Consider the following 17,419-nt stretch of genomic DNA (forward strand, 5'->3'; position numbering starts at 1 on the left):
TAATTTGTTAGATAAGAGGATGGAGGATGGGAGCTGGAGGATGGAAGTTATCAGTCAGATATCAAACGAAGAATTTTTTAGCTTCTTAAAAATCTTATTAATAGAAATAGCATTCTCGTTTATGCAGCGTCCAGCTTCAAAAAAAGTCCCACATTCCTGTGAGACTTTTATCATTTATCTTCCTCCCGGAGGACAGTGTTCTTTTAAATAGTTGGTAAATAGAGTAGAGAGGTGCAGAGATGTTCCTTCGCCTTCATTGATAGAATGAGTTCGGTTCGGGTAAGACATCAGCTGAAACTGTTTGTTGTATTTTACCAATTCATTGATATATACTTCTGTATTTTGATAATGAACGTTATCATCACCTGTTCCGTGTATCAATAAGAGATTTCCTTTCAGATTTTTAGCATAAGCCAAAGGAGAGCCATTTACAAAATCTTCTCTGTTCTCCTGTGGAAGTCCCATGTATCTTTCCTGATAAATATTATCGTAAAACAACTGGTTAGCTACCGGAGCAATGGCAATTCCTGTCTGGTAAATATCCGGATATTGTCCTAATAGGTTCAGGGTGGAAGAACCTCCGCCGCTCCAGCCCCATACAGCGACTCTGGAAGTATCTATATAAGGTGATTTTGCAAATAAAGCTTTGGCTCCCATTGCCTGATCACGAATATTCATTTTACCTATTTTACGATAAATAGATTTTCTCCATTCACGTCCTTTCGGAGCGGGTGTTCCACGGTTTTCAAGAGATACATACACATACCCGTCCTGAGCCATATCTCCTGCATATAAACTCCAGCTTGCATAGTAATCATCTGTTACAGTTTGCAATGCAGGTTCACCATATACCATGAAAACAACTGGATATTTTTTTGCAGGGTCAAAGTTTTTCGGTTTCACCATCCATCCGTCAAGAGTAACACCATCTTCCGTTGTAACCTGGAAAAATTCTGTTTTGGAACTTTCAGGACTTGCTTTTGTTACATTTTTTGCAGCTACAAGCTCTTTATGTTCGGGAAGAGATACAACAGCTCCGATGGATTGTGCGCTGACATTGCTATTATTAAACAAGGCTATTTTTCCGTTGGGTGAAATTGTATATTGATTAGATCCTGGATAGGCATCAGGTGTTACTCTTTGCGCTTTTCCGCCTTTCATGCTTACTTTATACAGATATTTTTGTGTAGCATTATTCGGGGAAGCCAAAAAGTAGATCTGTTTATTCGGAACATCAAAAAATTCTGGTTTTATAACATCGAAAGCATCTTTTGTAATTAATGTTTCCTTTCCGTTCAGGTCTATTTTGTAGATATGTCTCCAGCCATCCTTTTCAGAAAGCCATAGAAATTCTTTACCATTATCAATCCAGTCCCAACCGCTCGGATCGTTATCGCTCCAACGGGATTTTATATCAATCCATGCAGGATCTGTTTCGGTATGAATGGTTTTACTGCTTCCCGAACCGGCATCAGCAACGATAATTTTACTCTGATTTTGTTTTCGGTTTAATTGCTGCAAAATAATGGATTTAGAGTCTAATACCCATTCCATTCTTGGGATATAATGTTGTACTTCATCACCTGCTATGTCAGCTTTCTTCGTCGTTTTAGCTGCCAGATCATAGAACCAGATACTGCATCCTGAGGGATTTTCGCCCACTTTCGGATATTCTACAGGAACGGTAAAAGAATACAGGCTATCCGTATTATTAATCATCAGAAAATCTTTCGTACCACGCGCATCAAGCTTCCAGTAAGCAATTCTGCTCCCGTCCGGTGACCATCTGAAACCATCCTGAGCACCAAATTCTTCCTCATATGCCCAGTCAAAAGTTCCATTAATCATCTTATCCGTACCGTCATCAGTGATTTTAGTAAGCTGATTGTTAGCAAGATCTTCAATATAAATATTATGCTTTGATACATAAGCAACTTTTTTTCCATCCGGTGAAAACTTTGCAAACATTAAAGATGCTGCCGGCAAGCCTTTTCCAAGCTGCGTAAGCTTTTTACTGTTTTTATCAAAGATCCAGTAATCTCCACGGGTATTATCGCGCCATACTTTTTGGCTATTCGTGTACAATAACAAGCTTTTTCCATCAGGAGAAACTTTAAAATTCTGTACATTTAAAGGAGTAGAACTTCCGGAAGGAATCAGTTCATTACTATCTAAAAAAGTCTGCTCCTTCGCGGGATTTAATACATCCACGACTTCAACACCTTTTTTAGTAAATGAATAATATGCATTCCCGTCCGGTGTCCATTGCATCTTTTTTTGTGCAGCCAATGGTGACAGACTCAGGAAGTATAAGGCAATGATTGTTAGTTTTTTTATCTTCTTCATATTTAATATTTGAATTAGGCTAAATGTTCAGCTCTGTAATTTTCAATTTCTTCAACTGTTTTGATAAGACCGTTTCCAAGAAGCCTATAGCTGTCATCTGTGATCAGGAAATCATCTTCTACACGTATTCCTCCGAAATTTCTGTATTCATTTACTTTATCATAATTAATAAAGTCTGCATTTTTATTTTCAGCCTGCCAAATATCGATCAGTTCAGGAATCATATAAATTCCCGGTTCCACGGTCACTACAAATCCAGATTCTAAAGCTTTTCCTAAACGTAAGGATTTAAGCCCGAAAGTTTTGGTGTCTTTAGGATCTTCTTCAGTATATCCAATATATTGCTCGCCAAGATCTTCCATATCATGTACGTCAAGTCCCATCATATGTCCAAGTCCACATTGGAAAAATAGGGTATGGGCGTGGTTTTTAACCGCTTCTTCCGGATTTCCTTTCATTAGCCCAAGATCAGTAAGACCTTCTACAAGATGCTGGGCGGCTTTCAGGTGGATATCTTTAAAGCGAACTCCTGGTTTCAGAAGACGTTGTGCGTTATTAAAAGCGTTCAGAACCACTTCATACATTTCTTTTTGCTGAGTGGTGAAAGTTGCGCTCACAGGGAATGTTCTGGTTAAATCACCTGCATATCCCATTGAAGTTTCAGCACCTGAATCATTAAGGAAAAGATCTCCCTCCTTCAAAGTATTGAGACGGTAATGATTATGAAGTATTCCTCCGTTTATGGTAACAATAGGCGGGTAAGACATCTGGCACTCTTTATTTGCCGCAAGATATTGAATAGCATTGGCTACTTCATACTCTTTAATGCCGGGTCTTGCCATACGCATTGCTAATAAATGCATTTCATTGGATACGTTTACAGCCTGCTCGATCTGTACAATTTCCTGCGCTTCCTTTACAGAACGCTGCTTTACGATTGCTTTGATCATTTCCACTGAATGTTGTAATTCTGCGATTTTAATTCCTAAAACATCAGACAGGAGAATTTTATTCGAAGACTGATATGGGGGCAGATAATGTACTTTTCTGCCTGAAGCCTGTACTTTTGACAAATACTGAGATAGCTCAGCATAAGGCAGCGTTTCCTGCACCCCGGATTTCAGACATTTTTCTTTCAAAGTTTCCTGTCTTCCCATCCAGACAATATCATCTATGCTTAATTCATCACCGAAAACAATGGTTTTGTCTTCATCAATATCAATAATGGCTGCTATTCGAGGCTCCTGAATTCCGAAATAATACAGATATGTACTATCCTGACGGAAATAATAAGGATTGTGCTCAAAATTTACGGGATTTTCTATATTTCCTAAAAATAATAAGACTCCGCCAGCTACATTGGTTTGCAATACTGACCGTCTGTCCTGATAGGTTTGTGCTGAAAACATATATTATGAATATTTTTTATTTTAAAGGTTTAAAGTTACGATTTTGTAGTATTTGAAGCCCTTTATTCATTAAAATAATAAACATTTAAAAGCAAAATATTTTTTTTACAGAACCAATAAATTTTTAGCCAGAGAATCTGTATGAATTTGAGCATGATTATGAATTTATTTCTTTACTTTTATTTATTAATTTAAAATTACACTTATTTCTATGTACTATGAAAATGAAACAATCATTATAAGAGAATTTAAACCTCAGGAACTTAATCTATTTCTTGGTCTGTTTAACAATGAAAACGTTACCCGTTATCTTCCTTATAAATCTCCCGAAGAGTTTAAAGAGATGTTTGAAAAAGCTCTCACTGATTATAAAACAGGACCACTCAGCAGATGGGGAATATTCAACTCTCAGAATGATGATTTCGTGGGAGTATGCCTCGCCAGAATATTCTCTGAAAATACTGATCAAATAGAAATAGGGTATATGATCGGAGATAATTATTGGGGAAAAGGAATCGGAACCCAAATTTGTAAAGCGCTTGCCAATTATTGTCTTTCCCTTGAAAATAAGGGTATTGTGGCTTTAACAGATCTTGAGAATATAGGTTCACAGAAAGTTCTTACGAAAGCTGGTTTTAAAAGAAATGAAAATCTGATAAGAGATAAGGAAGAACTTGCTTATTTTGTATTGTAATCTACTGATATACAAAGGTTTTACACATAATATATTGCTCACCTATTTACCAGACAAAAGCAAATGCGTATAAAAATCTTTGAAATTAAATGAACTCCTATACAGCGAGTTGTCACTTAAAATCTGCTTATGTGTTAAAAACTTTTGTCTTTTGTGGTTATATCAGAAATTCAGTATTAGCTTTAAAACATTTCATTTATCAGATAATTTGTCATACCTTGCGTAGATTATGATGTCTAAACGTTGCAAATACGCCCTAAAAGCAATGGTCAGATTAGCAAGAAATTACAATCAAGGCTATCTGCCCACTTCCGTTATTGCACAAGATGAAAACATTCCAAAAAAATTCTTAGAACAGATTCTTCTGGAGCTTAAAAGAGCTAAACTTGTAAACAGTAAGCAAGGTAAAGTAGGAGGATATTATATTCTGAAATCTCCTGATGATGTCTCTCTAGCAGACATTTACCGTATTTTTGATGGTCCCATTGCTCTTACACCCTGTGTTTCCTTAAACTTCTATGAAGCTTGTGATGACTGTGTAGATGAAGCTGTTTGCTACCTTAGAAAAGAATTGATGATCGTTCGTGAAAAGACCAGAAAAAGCATGATGGAGGCTACTCTCACTAAGTTTATAAACAAAGATTAAATTTTTTTTAATTTAAATTCTACTATTTTGATAGGAGTTATAGAATTTTATATATATTTGCATCAATAAATTTCAAATGAAAATGGAAAACAATCTGAAAAACGAATTCGAAAAACTTCATAAAGAGCTTGCAGAAGAGTCTTTTCAAGGCGATTTCTTGCAGGTATTGGTAGAAAGATTTCCAAATGAAGTGGTTTTTTCCACCAGCTTCAGCTATGAGGATCAGGTAATCACTCATCTGATAAAAAATTTGGAAGTTGATATTTTAACATTGGATACCGGAAGGCTTTTCGAACAGACCTATGAAACATGGACGAATACAAAAGCTTTTTTCAAAAAGAATATCAAGGCTTATTATCCTGATACTGAAGAACTGCAGTCGTTCATTTCAGAAAACGGACCGGATTCATTCTATCAGTCTGTAGAAAAAAGAAAAGCATGCTGCACAATCCGTAAAGTACATCCTCTGAAAAAAGCTTTGAAAGGATACAGCGTCTGGATCACCGGATTAAGAGCAGAGCATTCTGCGAACCGACATGACATGCCACAACTGGAATGGGATCCGGATAATAAAATCATCAAATTTCATCCAATCCTTCACTGGACAACAGAACAGGTGACAGATTATGTGAAAAATCATCATTTACCGTATAATCAGTTACATAAAAAAGGCTTTGTGAGCATCGGATGTGAACCCTGCACCAGAGCAATAAAAGAGGGAGAAGATTTCAGAGCTGGACGCTGGTGGTGGGAAGATGCCAATAAAAAAGAGTGCGGTCTGCATATTCATCAATAAAAAAGATAAAAATGTCAATACAACAATTAAACTATTTAGATCAGCTGGAAGCCGAATCTATATACATATTAAGAGAAGTTGCCGGACAGTTTGAACGTCCCGCTTTATTATTCAGTGGCGGGAAAGACAGTATTGTGCTGGCTCATCTGGCAAAAAAAGCATTCTTTCATGGTAAAATTCCTTTCAAGTTTGTTCATGTAGACACGGGACATAATTTTCCGGAGGTTCTGGAATTCCGGGATCAACTGGTTGAGAAACTGGACGTAGATTTAGTAGCCAGAAAAGTAGAAGATACCATCAAGAGTAAAAAACTTACTGAAGCAAAAGGTAAATTCCCAAGCAGAAACTGGCTGCAGACTTATACTTTATTAGATACGATTGAAGAATTTGAATTTGATGCCTGCATCGGAGGAGCCAGAAGAGACGAAGAAAAAGCCCGTGCTAAAGAAAGAATATTTTCGGTACGTGATGAATTCGGGCAATGGGATCCGAAGCTTCAACGCCCCGAGCTTTGGAATATCTTTAACGGAAAGATTCACAAAGGTGAAAATGTAAGAGTTTTCCCGATCAGCAACTGGACAGAGCTTGATATCTGGAACTATATCCGCAGAGAAAAAATAGCTTTACCTTCCATTTATTTTTCGCACGAAAGAGAAGTGGTAGATTTTAACGGACAATGGCTTGCGAATTCAGAGCATGTATTTTTAGAGCCTGAAGATGTTATCACCACAAAGAAAATTCGTTACCGAACAGTAGGTGATATGACGTGTACGGCTGCTGTAGAATCTCATGCAGAAACCATTGATGCCGTTATTGAAGAAATTGTGGCAACAAGAATTTCAGAACGTGGAGAAACCAGAATAGACGACAGAGTGACAGAAGCAGCAATGGAAGACAGAAAAAAAGGAGGCTATTTCTAAATAATTAACTAACAATGAGTAAGATATAACGAAGTCAATATCTGATTATTGACATCTTCAAAAAATTACCCATTGCTTATTATTCATTACTTATAATCAAAACCGGATGGACATATTAAGATTTATAACAGCAGGAAGTGTAGATGACGGGAAAAGTACCCTTATCGGAAGACTGCTTTACGATAGCAAAAGTATTTTACAAGATCAGCTGGAAGTACTTGAAAAACATTCTAAAAACAAAAATGAAGACGGGGTAGACTTAGCCCTTTTAACTGATGGGCTGAGAGCAGAAAGAGAGCAGGGAATAACTATTGATGTTGCCTACCGCTATTTCTCAACCCCAAAAAGGAAATTTATCATTGCTGATGCTCCGGGACATGTACAGTATACCCGTAATATGATCACCGGAGCCTCCAATTCCGATCTGATGGTTATTCTTATTGATGCCCGCAAAGGTGTTATTGAACAAACCAGAAGACATTCCATTATTGCTTCTCTTTTAAAACTGAAAAAAGTAGCTGTGGCAATTAATAAAATGGATATGGTGGATTATTCGGAGGATGTTTTTGAAACCATTAAAGCAAACTATTCAAAAATTGCAGAAAATCTGGGTCTAAATGACGTTAGTTATTTTCCGATTTCCGCATTGAAAGGAGATAATATTGTTTCCACTTCACCCAGAACTGACTGGTATAAAGGAAATTCTCTTTTAGAATATCTGGAACAGGTAACTTTGAATGAGGAACAGAATAAAGGAAACCGTTTTCAGGTACAATATGTTATTCGTCCTCAGACTGAAGAATTGCATGATTACAGAGGGTATGCAGGGCAGATATTAAGCGGAACATTCAAAAAAGGAGATTCCGTACATATTCTTCCGGCAGGTTTAACCAGTGAAATATCCAGAATTGAAGTTAATGGAATCGAAAAAGAAGAAGTAGTGGAAGGACAGCCGGCTGTTATTCATATTACACACGATGTGGATATCAGCAGAGGAGACATTTTTGCAACAACAGAAGAGCTTCCCACAGTAGAAAAAGATCTTGAAATACTTTTATGCTGGCTGGATCAAAAACCTTTACAACAAGGCAACAAATACCTGCTTCAGCAAAACAGCAGAGTGGTGAAAGCTATTGTGAAGGAGGTGGATTATAAGATCAATGTCAATACCCTTCAGCATGAGCATATTGAAAGCGAAATCAAACTTAACGAAATTGTGAAAGTTACCCTTCGAACGGCACAACCTTTGGTCTATGATAGTTTTATAAGTAATAAAACAACAGGATCTGCAATTTTAGTGGATGAAACCTCAAATTCTACTGTTGCAGCCTGTATAATTCAATAGAAAATGGCTATTCCAACAAATTTAATTGCAAAAATTCATGAAACCAAGCAAAATAACATTCATGGATTCTTTGATAAGATAAAGACAAAAAAATGGGTTAAAGACCTGTACGAAGTACTTTTCCTTCCTCAAAATGACAATAGTGAAGATCAGTTGAAAAAAAGTTTTGAAGAATTACAGAAAACGCTTTTTGATTTGATCTACATTATAACAGGAGACAAAGAAATTGCAGAAGTACATACTCAACAGTTCTTTGATACCCTACCGAAATTGTATGATCAGCTTGTTTTGGATGCAAAATCTATTCTGGAATTTGATCCTGCAGCAGATTCACTTGAAGAAGTATATCTTGCGTATCCCGGCTTTTTTGCAACGTATGTTTATCGTATTTCGCATCAGCTGTGGAGTCAGGAAGTAAAGATATTACCACGTGTCATTTCAGAATATGCCCACAGTAAAACAGGAATAGATATTCATCCGGGAGCAGTGATCGGCAAATCATTTTTCATAGATCACGGGACCGGAATTGTTATCGGGGAAACCACAATTATAGGAGATCATGTTAAAATCTATCAGGGGGTAACGCTCGGAGCATTAAATGTTTCCAAAGAAAAAGCCAATCAGAAAAGACATCCTAATATTGAAGATCACGTCATTATCTATTCCGGAGCAACTATTTTAGGAGGAAATACAACCATAGGCAGAGAAAGTATCATTGGTGGAAATGTTTGGGTTACCCAGGACGTATCACCTCATTCTCTGGTTTACCATAAAAGTGAGATCAAAATAAAAGACAATAGTTCTTTACCGGAATCTTTAACTTTTGTAATTTAAAAACAGAAAAAATAAAAATATATTGATATGAAATTTCAGAATGCATTAGAAACAATAGGGAATACACCCGTTGTAAAAATCAATAATCTTTTTAATACAGATCACGAAATCTGGATCAAACTGGAAAAAAGCAACCCCGGCGGAAGCATTAAAGACAGAATTGCATTGGCAATGATAGAAGATGCCGAAGCTAAAGGATTATTAAGCAAAGACAGCACAATTATAGAACCTACAAGCGGAAATACAGGAATAGGACTTGCCCTGGTGGCTGCTGTAAAAGGATATAAACTTATTCTGGTAATGCCTGAAAGTATGAGTATCGAACGCCGCAAGATTATGGAAGCTTACGGAGCAGAATTCGTATTGACTCCAAGAGAAAAAGGAATGAAGGGCGCCATCGAAAAAGCAAATGAACTGGCAGAAGAAACCCCAAATTCATGGATTCCAAGACAGTTTGATAATCCTGCGAACGTAAAAGTACATACAGAAACAACTGCCCAGGAAATTTTAAAAGACTTCCCTGATGGGCTGGATTATATCATTACAGGAGTAGGAACCGGAGGGCATATCACCGGAATTGCAAAAACTGTAAAAGAGAAATATCCCAATGTAAAAGTAATTGCCGTAGAACCGGAATTATCTCCCGTATTAAGCGGTGGAAGCCCGGCACCACATCCATTACAGGGACTTGGAGCAGGATTTGTACCTTCTATCTTAGATGTGACATTGCTTGACGGAGTTATTACAGTAGGCAAAGATGAAGCATATGAATATGCCATTAATGCAGCCAAAAAAGAAGGTCTTTTCGTAGGAGTTTCTACAGGAGCAGCGCTGGCAGCCATCGCAAAACATTTACCGGAAATACAATCTAACGCTAAAATCCTTACCATCAATTACGATACCGGAGAAAGGTATCTGTCTGTAGAAGGACTCTTCTAACACCTTAATTAACTGACTTCAATGAAAACAAATATAAAATCACCAAAGGTTTACCTTATCGGTGCAGGACCCGGCAACCCTGAACTGATCACTGTAAAAGCTGTAAATGCCATTGCAAAAGCAGACGTCATTTTATGTGACCGTCTTGTAAGCCCTGAAATTCTGGAAATGTACGTAAATGAAGGGACAGAAGTAATTTATGTAGGTAAAGAATGCAGCAAAAATGCCTCTACTCCCCAATCTCATATCAATACCTTAATGGTGGAGTATGCCCGTCAGAATAAAACCATCGTAAGACTTAAAGGAGGTGATGTTTCTATCTTCTCTAATATTCTGGATGAATTGCAGGCTTTAAAACAAAATTACATTCCTTACGAAATCATTCCGGGAATCACAGCAGCGCTTGGAGCCGCAGCATTTGCAGGGATGCCTTTGACAGCAAGAGGATATTCTACATCTGTACGTTTTCTGACGTATTATAAAGCAGATATTCTGAATGATGAATATTGGAAAGAGCTTGCCATGACCAGTGATACCCTTGTTTTCTATATGTCTAAAGGAAATCTTACCAGCCTTGTGGATAAATTCAGGCAGCTTGAAATTTCTGACGAGAAGAAAATTGCAGTCATTGAACAGGCTACAACCCCTTACCAGAAAGTCTATACCTCATCATTTAATGATTTCAACAAGACTTTTGGCGATACCGTATTTGCTTCACCTTCATTGGTAATCGTAGGAAAAATAGTAAATCTCCATGAAGAATTTTCATGGCTGGAAAATACCGGAAAAGAAGGTCTTTATTTCAAATCGGTAGAGAATGGAAGTGTAATCCCAAACAATCAAAATTTCTTTGAATATGCTGTCTGAAACGAAACTTAACGTATTAAAACAAATATCTGTAGATTTATCCCGGGATGAAGCCATTTGGGCAAGCGGATATCTAGCAGGGCTTGCCGGAGGAACTACATTAACAGCCGCCTTACCTCCACAGCAAATTGATCATTCAATACAGAATGCAGTAAAGAAAATCACCCTTGCTTACGGCACAGAAACCGGAAACAGTAAGAAACTTGCTACCACATTGGCAGGAATCATTAAGAAAAAAGGTATTCAGGTTAAATTAACAGACCTGTCACAATACAAAGCGAAAGACCTTAGCAAAGAGGAATTCTTTTTTGTAGTCATCAGTACCCAGGGAGAAGGTGATCCTCCGGTTCTTGCCAAGAAATTCTATGATTATATCTACGAGAATGAAATCAATCTCAGCAATCTTAAATTTGGAGTGCTGGCATTGGGAGACATCAGCTATCCTCTGTTCTGTAAGACAGGAGAAGATGTAGATTCGCGTTTTGAAAACCTTGGCGGACAACGTATTATTCCATTAAAAAAATGTGACATTGATTACGAACAGGACGCCCAAAACTGGATCGAGCACCTATTTGAAGCCGTTCATAAAACCTCAGGAATCAGTAGTAAAAATACAGCTGTTCAAAAGGTTTCAACAGGAAGAAAAAAATATCGGGGAAAAGTTTCGGCAATTCTTAATCTCAATGATATTACTTCTGAAAAGGAAACCTATCATATTGAAATAGAAACCGAAGAAGCGTTAGTATACCAGCCAGGTGCAGCATTAGGCGTTCTTCCATTCAACTCAAGAGCAATTGTTGAAGAAATTATTACGTTAACAGGAATTGATCCTAAAAAACAGATTTCGACTCCAAAGTTAACAGATACCATTGAAGAGCTTTTACACAAACATTTAAATATCAGTTATCTGCTTAAATCTGTTGTCGCTCAATATGCAAAGATAACAGGACATTCCATTCCAGAAGTTCGTTTGAGCCTTCTTGATCTTCTGAGAATTTATCCTGTAAAAAATGCAGAGGAATTTGAAGAAGTGATTCAGATATTAACAGGTCAGGCACCGCGTCTGTACTCCATATCTTCATCACCGGAAGCACATGGTGAAAATGAAATACATATCACTGTTGCCAAATCCGAATTCTTTATTGACCATGAAAAACATAAAGGATTGTGCAGCGGATTCTTAAGTGAATTCAATGAAGGAGAAGAAGTGGAATTTTACATTCAGGATGCAGGACACTTTAAGCTTCCAGAACCGGATAAAGATATTATTATGATAGGACCGGGAACAGGAATTGCCCCGTTCAGATCATTCCTTTGGGAGCGTGATGCCATAGGAGGAGAAGGTAAAAACTGGCTGTTTTTCGGAGACCGAAATTTCGTTTCAGATTTTATTTATCAGGTAGAAATTCAGGATTTCCTTAAAACCGGAAGCCTTACCCATCTGGATCTTGCTTTTTCCAGAGACACCGCAGAAAAAATATATGTACAGCACAGGCTTGAACAAAAAGCGCAGGAAGTTTTTTACTGGCTGGAAGGAGGAGCATCAGTGTATGTATGTGGTACAAAAGACCCTATGAGCAAGGATGTGGAAGACACCCTTTTGAATATTATTCAGCAGCAGGGAAAACGCAGCAAAGAAGAAGCCCTTCACTATCTGGAAGAGATGGAGCTTAGCGGAAGATATGCAAAAGACGTTTATTAAAGAATCACAATTATTAAAAGAAGACAATTATGAGCAATAAAGATAATCTTTCACCGGTAGAAAGAATCAAAACCCAAAGTAACGGGCTCAGAGGAACATTAAAAGAAAGCCTTGCCGATGATTTTACTGGCGCAATAAGAGAAGATGACCAAACGCTGATCAAATTCCACGGAATGTACCAGCAGGACGACAGAGACAGAAGGGAAGAACGTGTTGCCAAAAAACTGGAATGGCTGTATTCCTACATGATCAGACTTAGGCTTCCCGGCGGTTTTCTAACCTCAGATCAATGGATCGGCGTAAATGATATTGCTAAAGAACATTCCACAGGAACCATCAAAATAACGACAAGACAAACTCTTCAGTTGCACGGTATTTTAAAATCACATTTAAAACCCACCATTCAAAGCTTTAATATCAATCATCTGGATTCCATTGCAGCATGTGGTGATGTCAACAGAAATGTGACCTGTACGGCAAACCCTTCAGAATCGCCTTTACATCAGCAAACGTATGAACTGGCAGGTAAAATAAGTGAAATGTGTCTTCCGAAAACAAAGTCTTATTATGATGTCTGGATTGATGATGAACTTATAATTGACAGAAAAACCGAAGAAGATCCTTTGTATCAGGACAGATACCTTCCAAGAAAATTAAAAATCGGAATTGCGGTTCCTCCTAATAATGATGTAGATGTCTTTATCAATGATATAGCGCTTATCGCTATTATTGAGAACAATGAGATTGTAGGTTACAATATTGCAGCAGGCGGAGGCTTAGGCGCTACACACGGAAATGAAGCCACCTACGCACGTCTTGCTTCCGTGCTTGGGTTTGTAGACTCAGAAGAAAAGGCTCTAAAGGCTGTTTACGAAATCATCACGGTGCAGCGTGACTTTGGAAACAGAAGTGACAGAAAACTTTCAAGGCTAAAATACACTATTGATAAACTGGGAATAGACCAGTACAGAACTGAAGTGGAAAAAAGAACGGGATTCAGTTTTGAGCCGGCAAGAGAATTTAAGTTTGAGCAAAGAAAAGACCGCTATGGCTGGACACAGAATCATGAAGGAAAATGGTTCTATACAGTATTTGTAGAACACGGAAGAGTACTGGATACGGAAGATTATCCTTTAAAATCCGGATTATTAAAAATTGCCCAGACAGCAAGCGTTAATTTCAGATTTACCTGTAATCAAAACCTGATTATTTCAGATATTAATGATCAGGATAAAGTATTAGTAGAAAACCTTTTACAGGAATATGGTATTTCAGAATATACAGAAAATGCAAGTGCTTTGCGTAAAAACTCCGTTGCCTGTGTTGCTTTAAACACATGTTCTTTAGCACTAGCAGAAGCACAAAGATATTTACCGTCTTTAGTCACCAAAATAGAACCCATTCTTGAAAAATATGGTCTTTTACAGGATGATATTACCATCAGAATGACGGGTTGTCCTAATGGCTGCGGACGTTCTCCCAATGCCGAAATAGGATTTGTAGGAACCGCTTATGGTAAATATAACCTGCACATCGGAGGAGACCGATTGGGACTGAGACTGAATACAAAATTTAAAGAAAATATTGGTGAAGAAGAAATTCTTACCACTTTGGATGAACTGTTCGGGATTTATGTACAGCAAAGACTTACAAAAGAAACATTTGGTGATTTTTCATACCGTTACTTACAAACCTTAAATTGAATATATGACTAATTTTCAATATGATCTGACTAAAACCAAAAACAATCAACCTCTTCTTTCAGGGAGACGAATGTGCATGTGTTGTTGATTCTCAAATAACAATACAAACAAAGTTGTCTGAACTTTGTACAACTACAAAAGGCACAAAAGCTTTCATTTTTAAACACTTTAGTTCAAATAAGTAAGTTTAAAATCAAAGATTTTCAAAATACTTAAGTGTACTTATAAAATTTAACTCTTAAAAAACTTAAGTGTTTACAATTCTTGTGTCTTTTTAGTTAAAAATAATCAATGTAAAAGTTCAGACAGCTTCATTCTCACCCTAAAAATGAAGAAAAAATGAAAAACAAAAAACATGGAAATTTTCTGCCCAAAGCTGGTATTATTGCATTCACCTTTCTATTTTTTAACCTGGCAGAAGCACAGCAGCAACTTATTGAATTAAGCGGAACCATAAAAAATACAGGAACCCGCAAAGGTCTTGATTCTGTAAAAGTACAAATCGAAAATTCGGAAGATAACACATTTACAGATGAATCCGGAAATTTTAAGATCAGAACAAGAGTTACCATTCCTTTTCGACTGGTCATCAATAAAGACGGCTTTAGCAGCCAAACCGTTGAAGTCCTTTCATCATCCAATAAAATAACCATCGGGCTTAATCCTCAGAATACAATTATCGATGCAGTCGTTATTTCAGCATCAAGAACTCCCGAAAAGATATTAAAATCTCCGATAGCCATTGAAAAAATTGATATCAAAACCATCAGGGAAAGTCCGGCAGCTTCTTTTTACGAAACTTTGGAAAATGTAAAAGGCTTACAGCTTCTTACTTCCAGCCTTACGTTGAAAATTCCGAATTCAAGAGGTTTTAATTCACCAAATAACTTCAGATTTATGCAGCTGGTAGATGGAGTAGACGTGCAGTCTGCAACTTTGGGTGTCCCTCTTGGCAACGCAATTGGTCCTACAGAACTCGATATTCAATCTATGGAAGTTACTCCGGGAGCGGCTTCAGCTTTATATGGAATGAATGCCATTAATGGTCTTGCGAGTCTTCAAACCAAAGATCCGTTTACATCACAGGGGTTAAGTGTCTACTTCCGTGGCGGTGTCAATCATGTAGATAATTTTAATCATAAAATAAGTTCTCTGGGAGAAAGTGCCATCAGATTTGCCAAAGCATTCAATAATAATCTTGCCATTAAAGTGAATGCTTCTTACTTTACCGGAACAGACTGGATTTCAAATAATCAGACAGATCAGAATCCGGGTTCTTTGGTTACAGCCAATCCTAATTTTTCTTTGGCAAATAATCCTGCTGAAGACCTTTGGAATAAATATGGCGACGAAAGGAACAACAGGGTAGCCGTAAAGGTAGATTATAATGGTAAACCAACCACTTTCAATGTTTCGAGAACAGGATATCTTGAAAAAGACCTTGTAAGCCCGGAGGTAAATAACATAAAATTGGATGCAGGATTATATTACCGCTTTGGAGATCAATGGAAAGCATCCTACGTTTATCGATATGGGCTATTGGACGGAACTTTTCAGCGAGGAAATAAAATCCGTCTTCAGAATGCCACCGTTCAGAATCATAAAGTAGAACTTACAGGTAAAGAACTTACTTTCAGAGCCTATGTATCTATTGAAAATACGGGAGATTCCTATAATTTAAAACCTTTGGCAGATAACTTAGATCTTACCAATCTTTCTAATAACAACTGGAAAAATGTATTTCAGACGTCACTTCAGAATAATTTAAATGCAGGAATAAATCTTAATGAAGCTTTCAATCTGGCAAGGCAAGCAGCGGATAAAAATAGAGCAGTACCCGGAACTGCAGCCTTTGAACAGTTGAAAAATACCATCATCGGAATTAATAACTGGGATTCTGCCAATGCAGGAATTGTGGGTGCTCCGGCAACAGGTGGCGCAAAGCTTGAACAGAAATCCCGCTTTTATCAGGGAGAATTAACCTATGATTTTACCCGATTTGTAAAAATATTCAATCTTCTTGCAGGAATAGATTACCGTTTATACAGCATAACACCGGACGGGAATAATTTTGTAGATTTTGACAGACCTGTCACTGAAAGAAATATTCCTTTATCTGATGGAACCTTCGGGAAAGACGTTATTTATCAGAAATATGGAGCATTTGCACAGATTACCAAAGTATTCTTTAATGACAAACTAAAGCTTAATGCCGCTTTACGTATAGATAGAAATCCGGAATTTGAAGCTAAATTAAATCCAAGAATAAGCGTTGTTTATTCCCCTGTAAATCAGCATAATTTCAGAGCCTCTTTTCAAAACGGATACCGGTTTCCATCTTTATTTGAAGCACTTTCTTTCGTTAATAACGGAAATGTAAGAAGAGTAGGAGGTCTTTCAAAAGTAAACGACGGATTGGGTTATCTGGAAAATTCTTACACCTTAGCTTCTATCGACAGGTTTACCTCTGCTGTAAACGCAGATATAGATGGTGGCAAGAGCCAAAGCCAGGCTGCTCAGGACAACAAGCATCTCTTAGCCGTTGCTAACCTTCAAAAACTACAGCCTGAAAAGATCAATTCATTTGAAGTAGGCTATAAATCTGTGTTCTTTAATAATAAACTGGTTCTTGACTGGGATTTTTACTATAATATCTATGAAGGATTCCTGGGACAGGTAGAAGTAGCTGTACCCAAAAACAGTCAGGTCGGAAGCAATACTGCTGTTCTTGCCATGCTTGACCGAAGCAAGCAGGATCGTTACAGAGTCTACACCAATAGCAACACCACTTATAAAAGCTATGGAACCTCACTCGGCATTCGTTATAACATTACCGGAAATTATAACGTCAATGCCAACGTATCTTATAATGATCTTGCTTCCAATAATGCATCAGATCTGTTTATTACAGCATTCAACACTCCAAAATGGATGGTCAATGTAAGTGTGGGAAACAGAGAGATCATCAAAAATATTGGATTTACGCTTGTCGCAAGGTGGCAGAACAGTTTTATGTGGGAAAGTCCTTTAGCATCAGGAAAAATCCCTGCCTATTATACCGTAGATGCACAAGCGACATGGAAACTACCTGAAATTCATGCTAATGTAAAAATTGGAGCGACCAATTTACTGAACAGACGCTACTTTCAATATGCAGCAGGTCCTGAGATCGGAGGTTTATATTATCTCGCATTTACGTATGACTTAAAATTGTAATC

The 17,419-nt window shown here is 37.4% G+C and carries 13 protein-coding genes; 11 read left to right on the forward strand and 2 right to left on the reverse strand.

What is annotated here, in order from left to right:
* Window positions 1-174 precede the first annotated feature (174 nt).
* Together AC5YGG_RS19370 and AC5YGG_RS19375 are read right to left on the reverse strand one after the other, a co-directional pair.
* Window positions 175-2,346 carry a S9 family peptidase gene (locus tag AC5YGG_RS19370; RefSeq protein ID WP_496146071.1) on the reverse strand — a complete coding sequence of 724 codons (2,172 nt, stop codon included), beginning with the start codon at window positions 2,344-2,346 and terminating at the stop codon, window positions 175-177.
* Window positions 2,347-2,360: 14 nt separating this feature from the next.
* On the reverse strand, window positions 2,361-3,755 hold the full coding sequence (locus tag AC5YGG_RS19375; protein WP_496146072.1) for an aminopeptidase P family protein: 1,395 nt from the start codon (window positions 3,753-3,755) through the stop codon (window positions 2,361-2,363).
* A gap of 211 nt (window positions 3,756-3,966) precedes the next feature.
* On the opposite strand from AC5YGG_RS19375, the gene AC5YGG_RS19380 reads away from it, so the two are divergent.
* The 11 genes from AC5YGG_RS19380 to AC5YGG_RS19430 all read left to right on the forward strand — a co-directional run bounded on the left by AC5YGG_RS19380 (window position 3,967) and on the right by AC5YGG_RS19430 (window position 17,417).
* On the forward strand, window positions 3,967-4,449 hold the full coding sequence (locus tag AC5YGG_RS19380) for a GNAT family N-acetyltransferase (RefSeq protein ID WP_496146073.1): 483 nt from the start codon (window positions 3,967-3,969) through the stop codon (window positions 4,447-4,449).
* Window positions 4,450-4,678: 229 nt separating this feature from the next.
* Window positions 4,679-5,095: an RrF2 family transcriptional regulator gene (locus AC5YGG_RS19385; RefSeq protein ID WP_496146074.1), complete on the forward strand. Its 417-nt coding sequence runs from the start codon at window positions 4,679-4,681 to the stop codon at window positions 5,093-5,095.
* An 82-nt stretch (window positions 5,096-5,177) separates the two neighbouring features.
* Window positions 5,178-5,891, forward strand: coding sequence for a phosphoadenylyl-sulfate reductase (locus tag AC5YGG_RS19390; RefSeq protein WP_496146122.1), 714 nt, complete (start codon window positions 5,178-5,180; stop codon window positions 5,889-5,891).
* Window positions 5,892-5,902: 11 nt separating this feature from the next.
* On the forward strand, window positions 5,903-6,811 hold the full coding sequence (cysD, locus tag AC5YGG_RS19395; RefSeq protein WP_496146075.1) for a sulfate adenylyltransferase subunit CysD: 909 nt from the start codon (window positions 5,903-5,905) through the stop codon (window positions 6,809-6,811).
* A gap of 106 nt (window positions 6,812-6,917) precedes the next feature.
* Window positions 6,918-8,156, forward strand: coding sequence for a sulfate adenylyltransferase subunit 1 (locus tag AC5YGG_RS19400; RefSeq protein WP_496146076.1), 1,239 nt, complete (start codon window positions 6,918-6,920; stop codon window positions 8,154-8,156).
* 3 nt (window positions 8,157-8,159) lie between these two features.
* Entirely contained in the window at window positions 8,160-8,990 is an 831-nt protein-coding gene (gene epsC / locus AC5YGG_RS19405) for a serine O-acetyltransferase EpsC (RefSeq protein ID WP_496146077.1), read from the forward strand.
* 27 nt (window positions 8,991-9,017) lie between these two features.
* Window positions 9,018-9,929 carry a cysteine synthase A gene (gene cysK / locus AC5YGG_RS19410; RefSeq protein WP_496146078.1) on the forward strand — a complete coding sequence of 304 codons (912 nt, stop codon included), beginning with the start codon at window positions 9,018-9,020 and terminating at the stop codon, window positions 9,927-9,929.
* A 21-nt stretch (window positions 9,930-9,950) separates the two neighbouring features.
* Window positions 9,951-10,796 (forward strand): uroporphyrinogen-III C-methyltransferase, encoded by an 846-nt coding sequence (cobA, locus tag AC5YGG_RS19415; RefSeq protein WP_496146079.1) that lies wholly within the window; start codon window positions 9,951-9,953, stop codon window positions 10,794-10,796.
* Window positions 10,786-12,498, forward strand: coding sequence for a diflavin oxidoreductase (locus AC5YGG_RS19420; protein ID WP_496146080.1), 1,713 nt, complete (start codon window positions 10,786-10,788; stop codon window positions 12,496-12,498). Before cobA ends, AC5YGG_RS19420 begins: the two co-directional genes overlap by 11 nt.
* 29 nt (window positions 12,499-12,527) lie before the next feature.
* Window positions 12,528-14,201: an NADPH-dependent assimilatory sulfite reductase hemoprotein subunit gene (locus AC5YGG_RS19425; RefSeq protein WP_496146081.1), complete on the forward strand. Its 1,674-nt coding sequence runs from the start codon at window positions 12,528-12,530 to the stop codon at window positions 14,199-14,201.
* Between the two features lie 339 nt (window positions 14,202-14,540).
* Entirely contained in the window at window positions 14,541-17,417 is a 2,877-nt protein-coding gene (locus AC5YGG_RS19430) for a TonB-dependent receptor (protein ID WP_496146082.1), read from the forward strand.
* Window positions 17,418-17,419: the final 2 nt, after the last annotated feature.

Source organism: Chryseobacterium sp. CS2K3 (genome assembly GCF_059515185.1).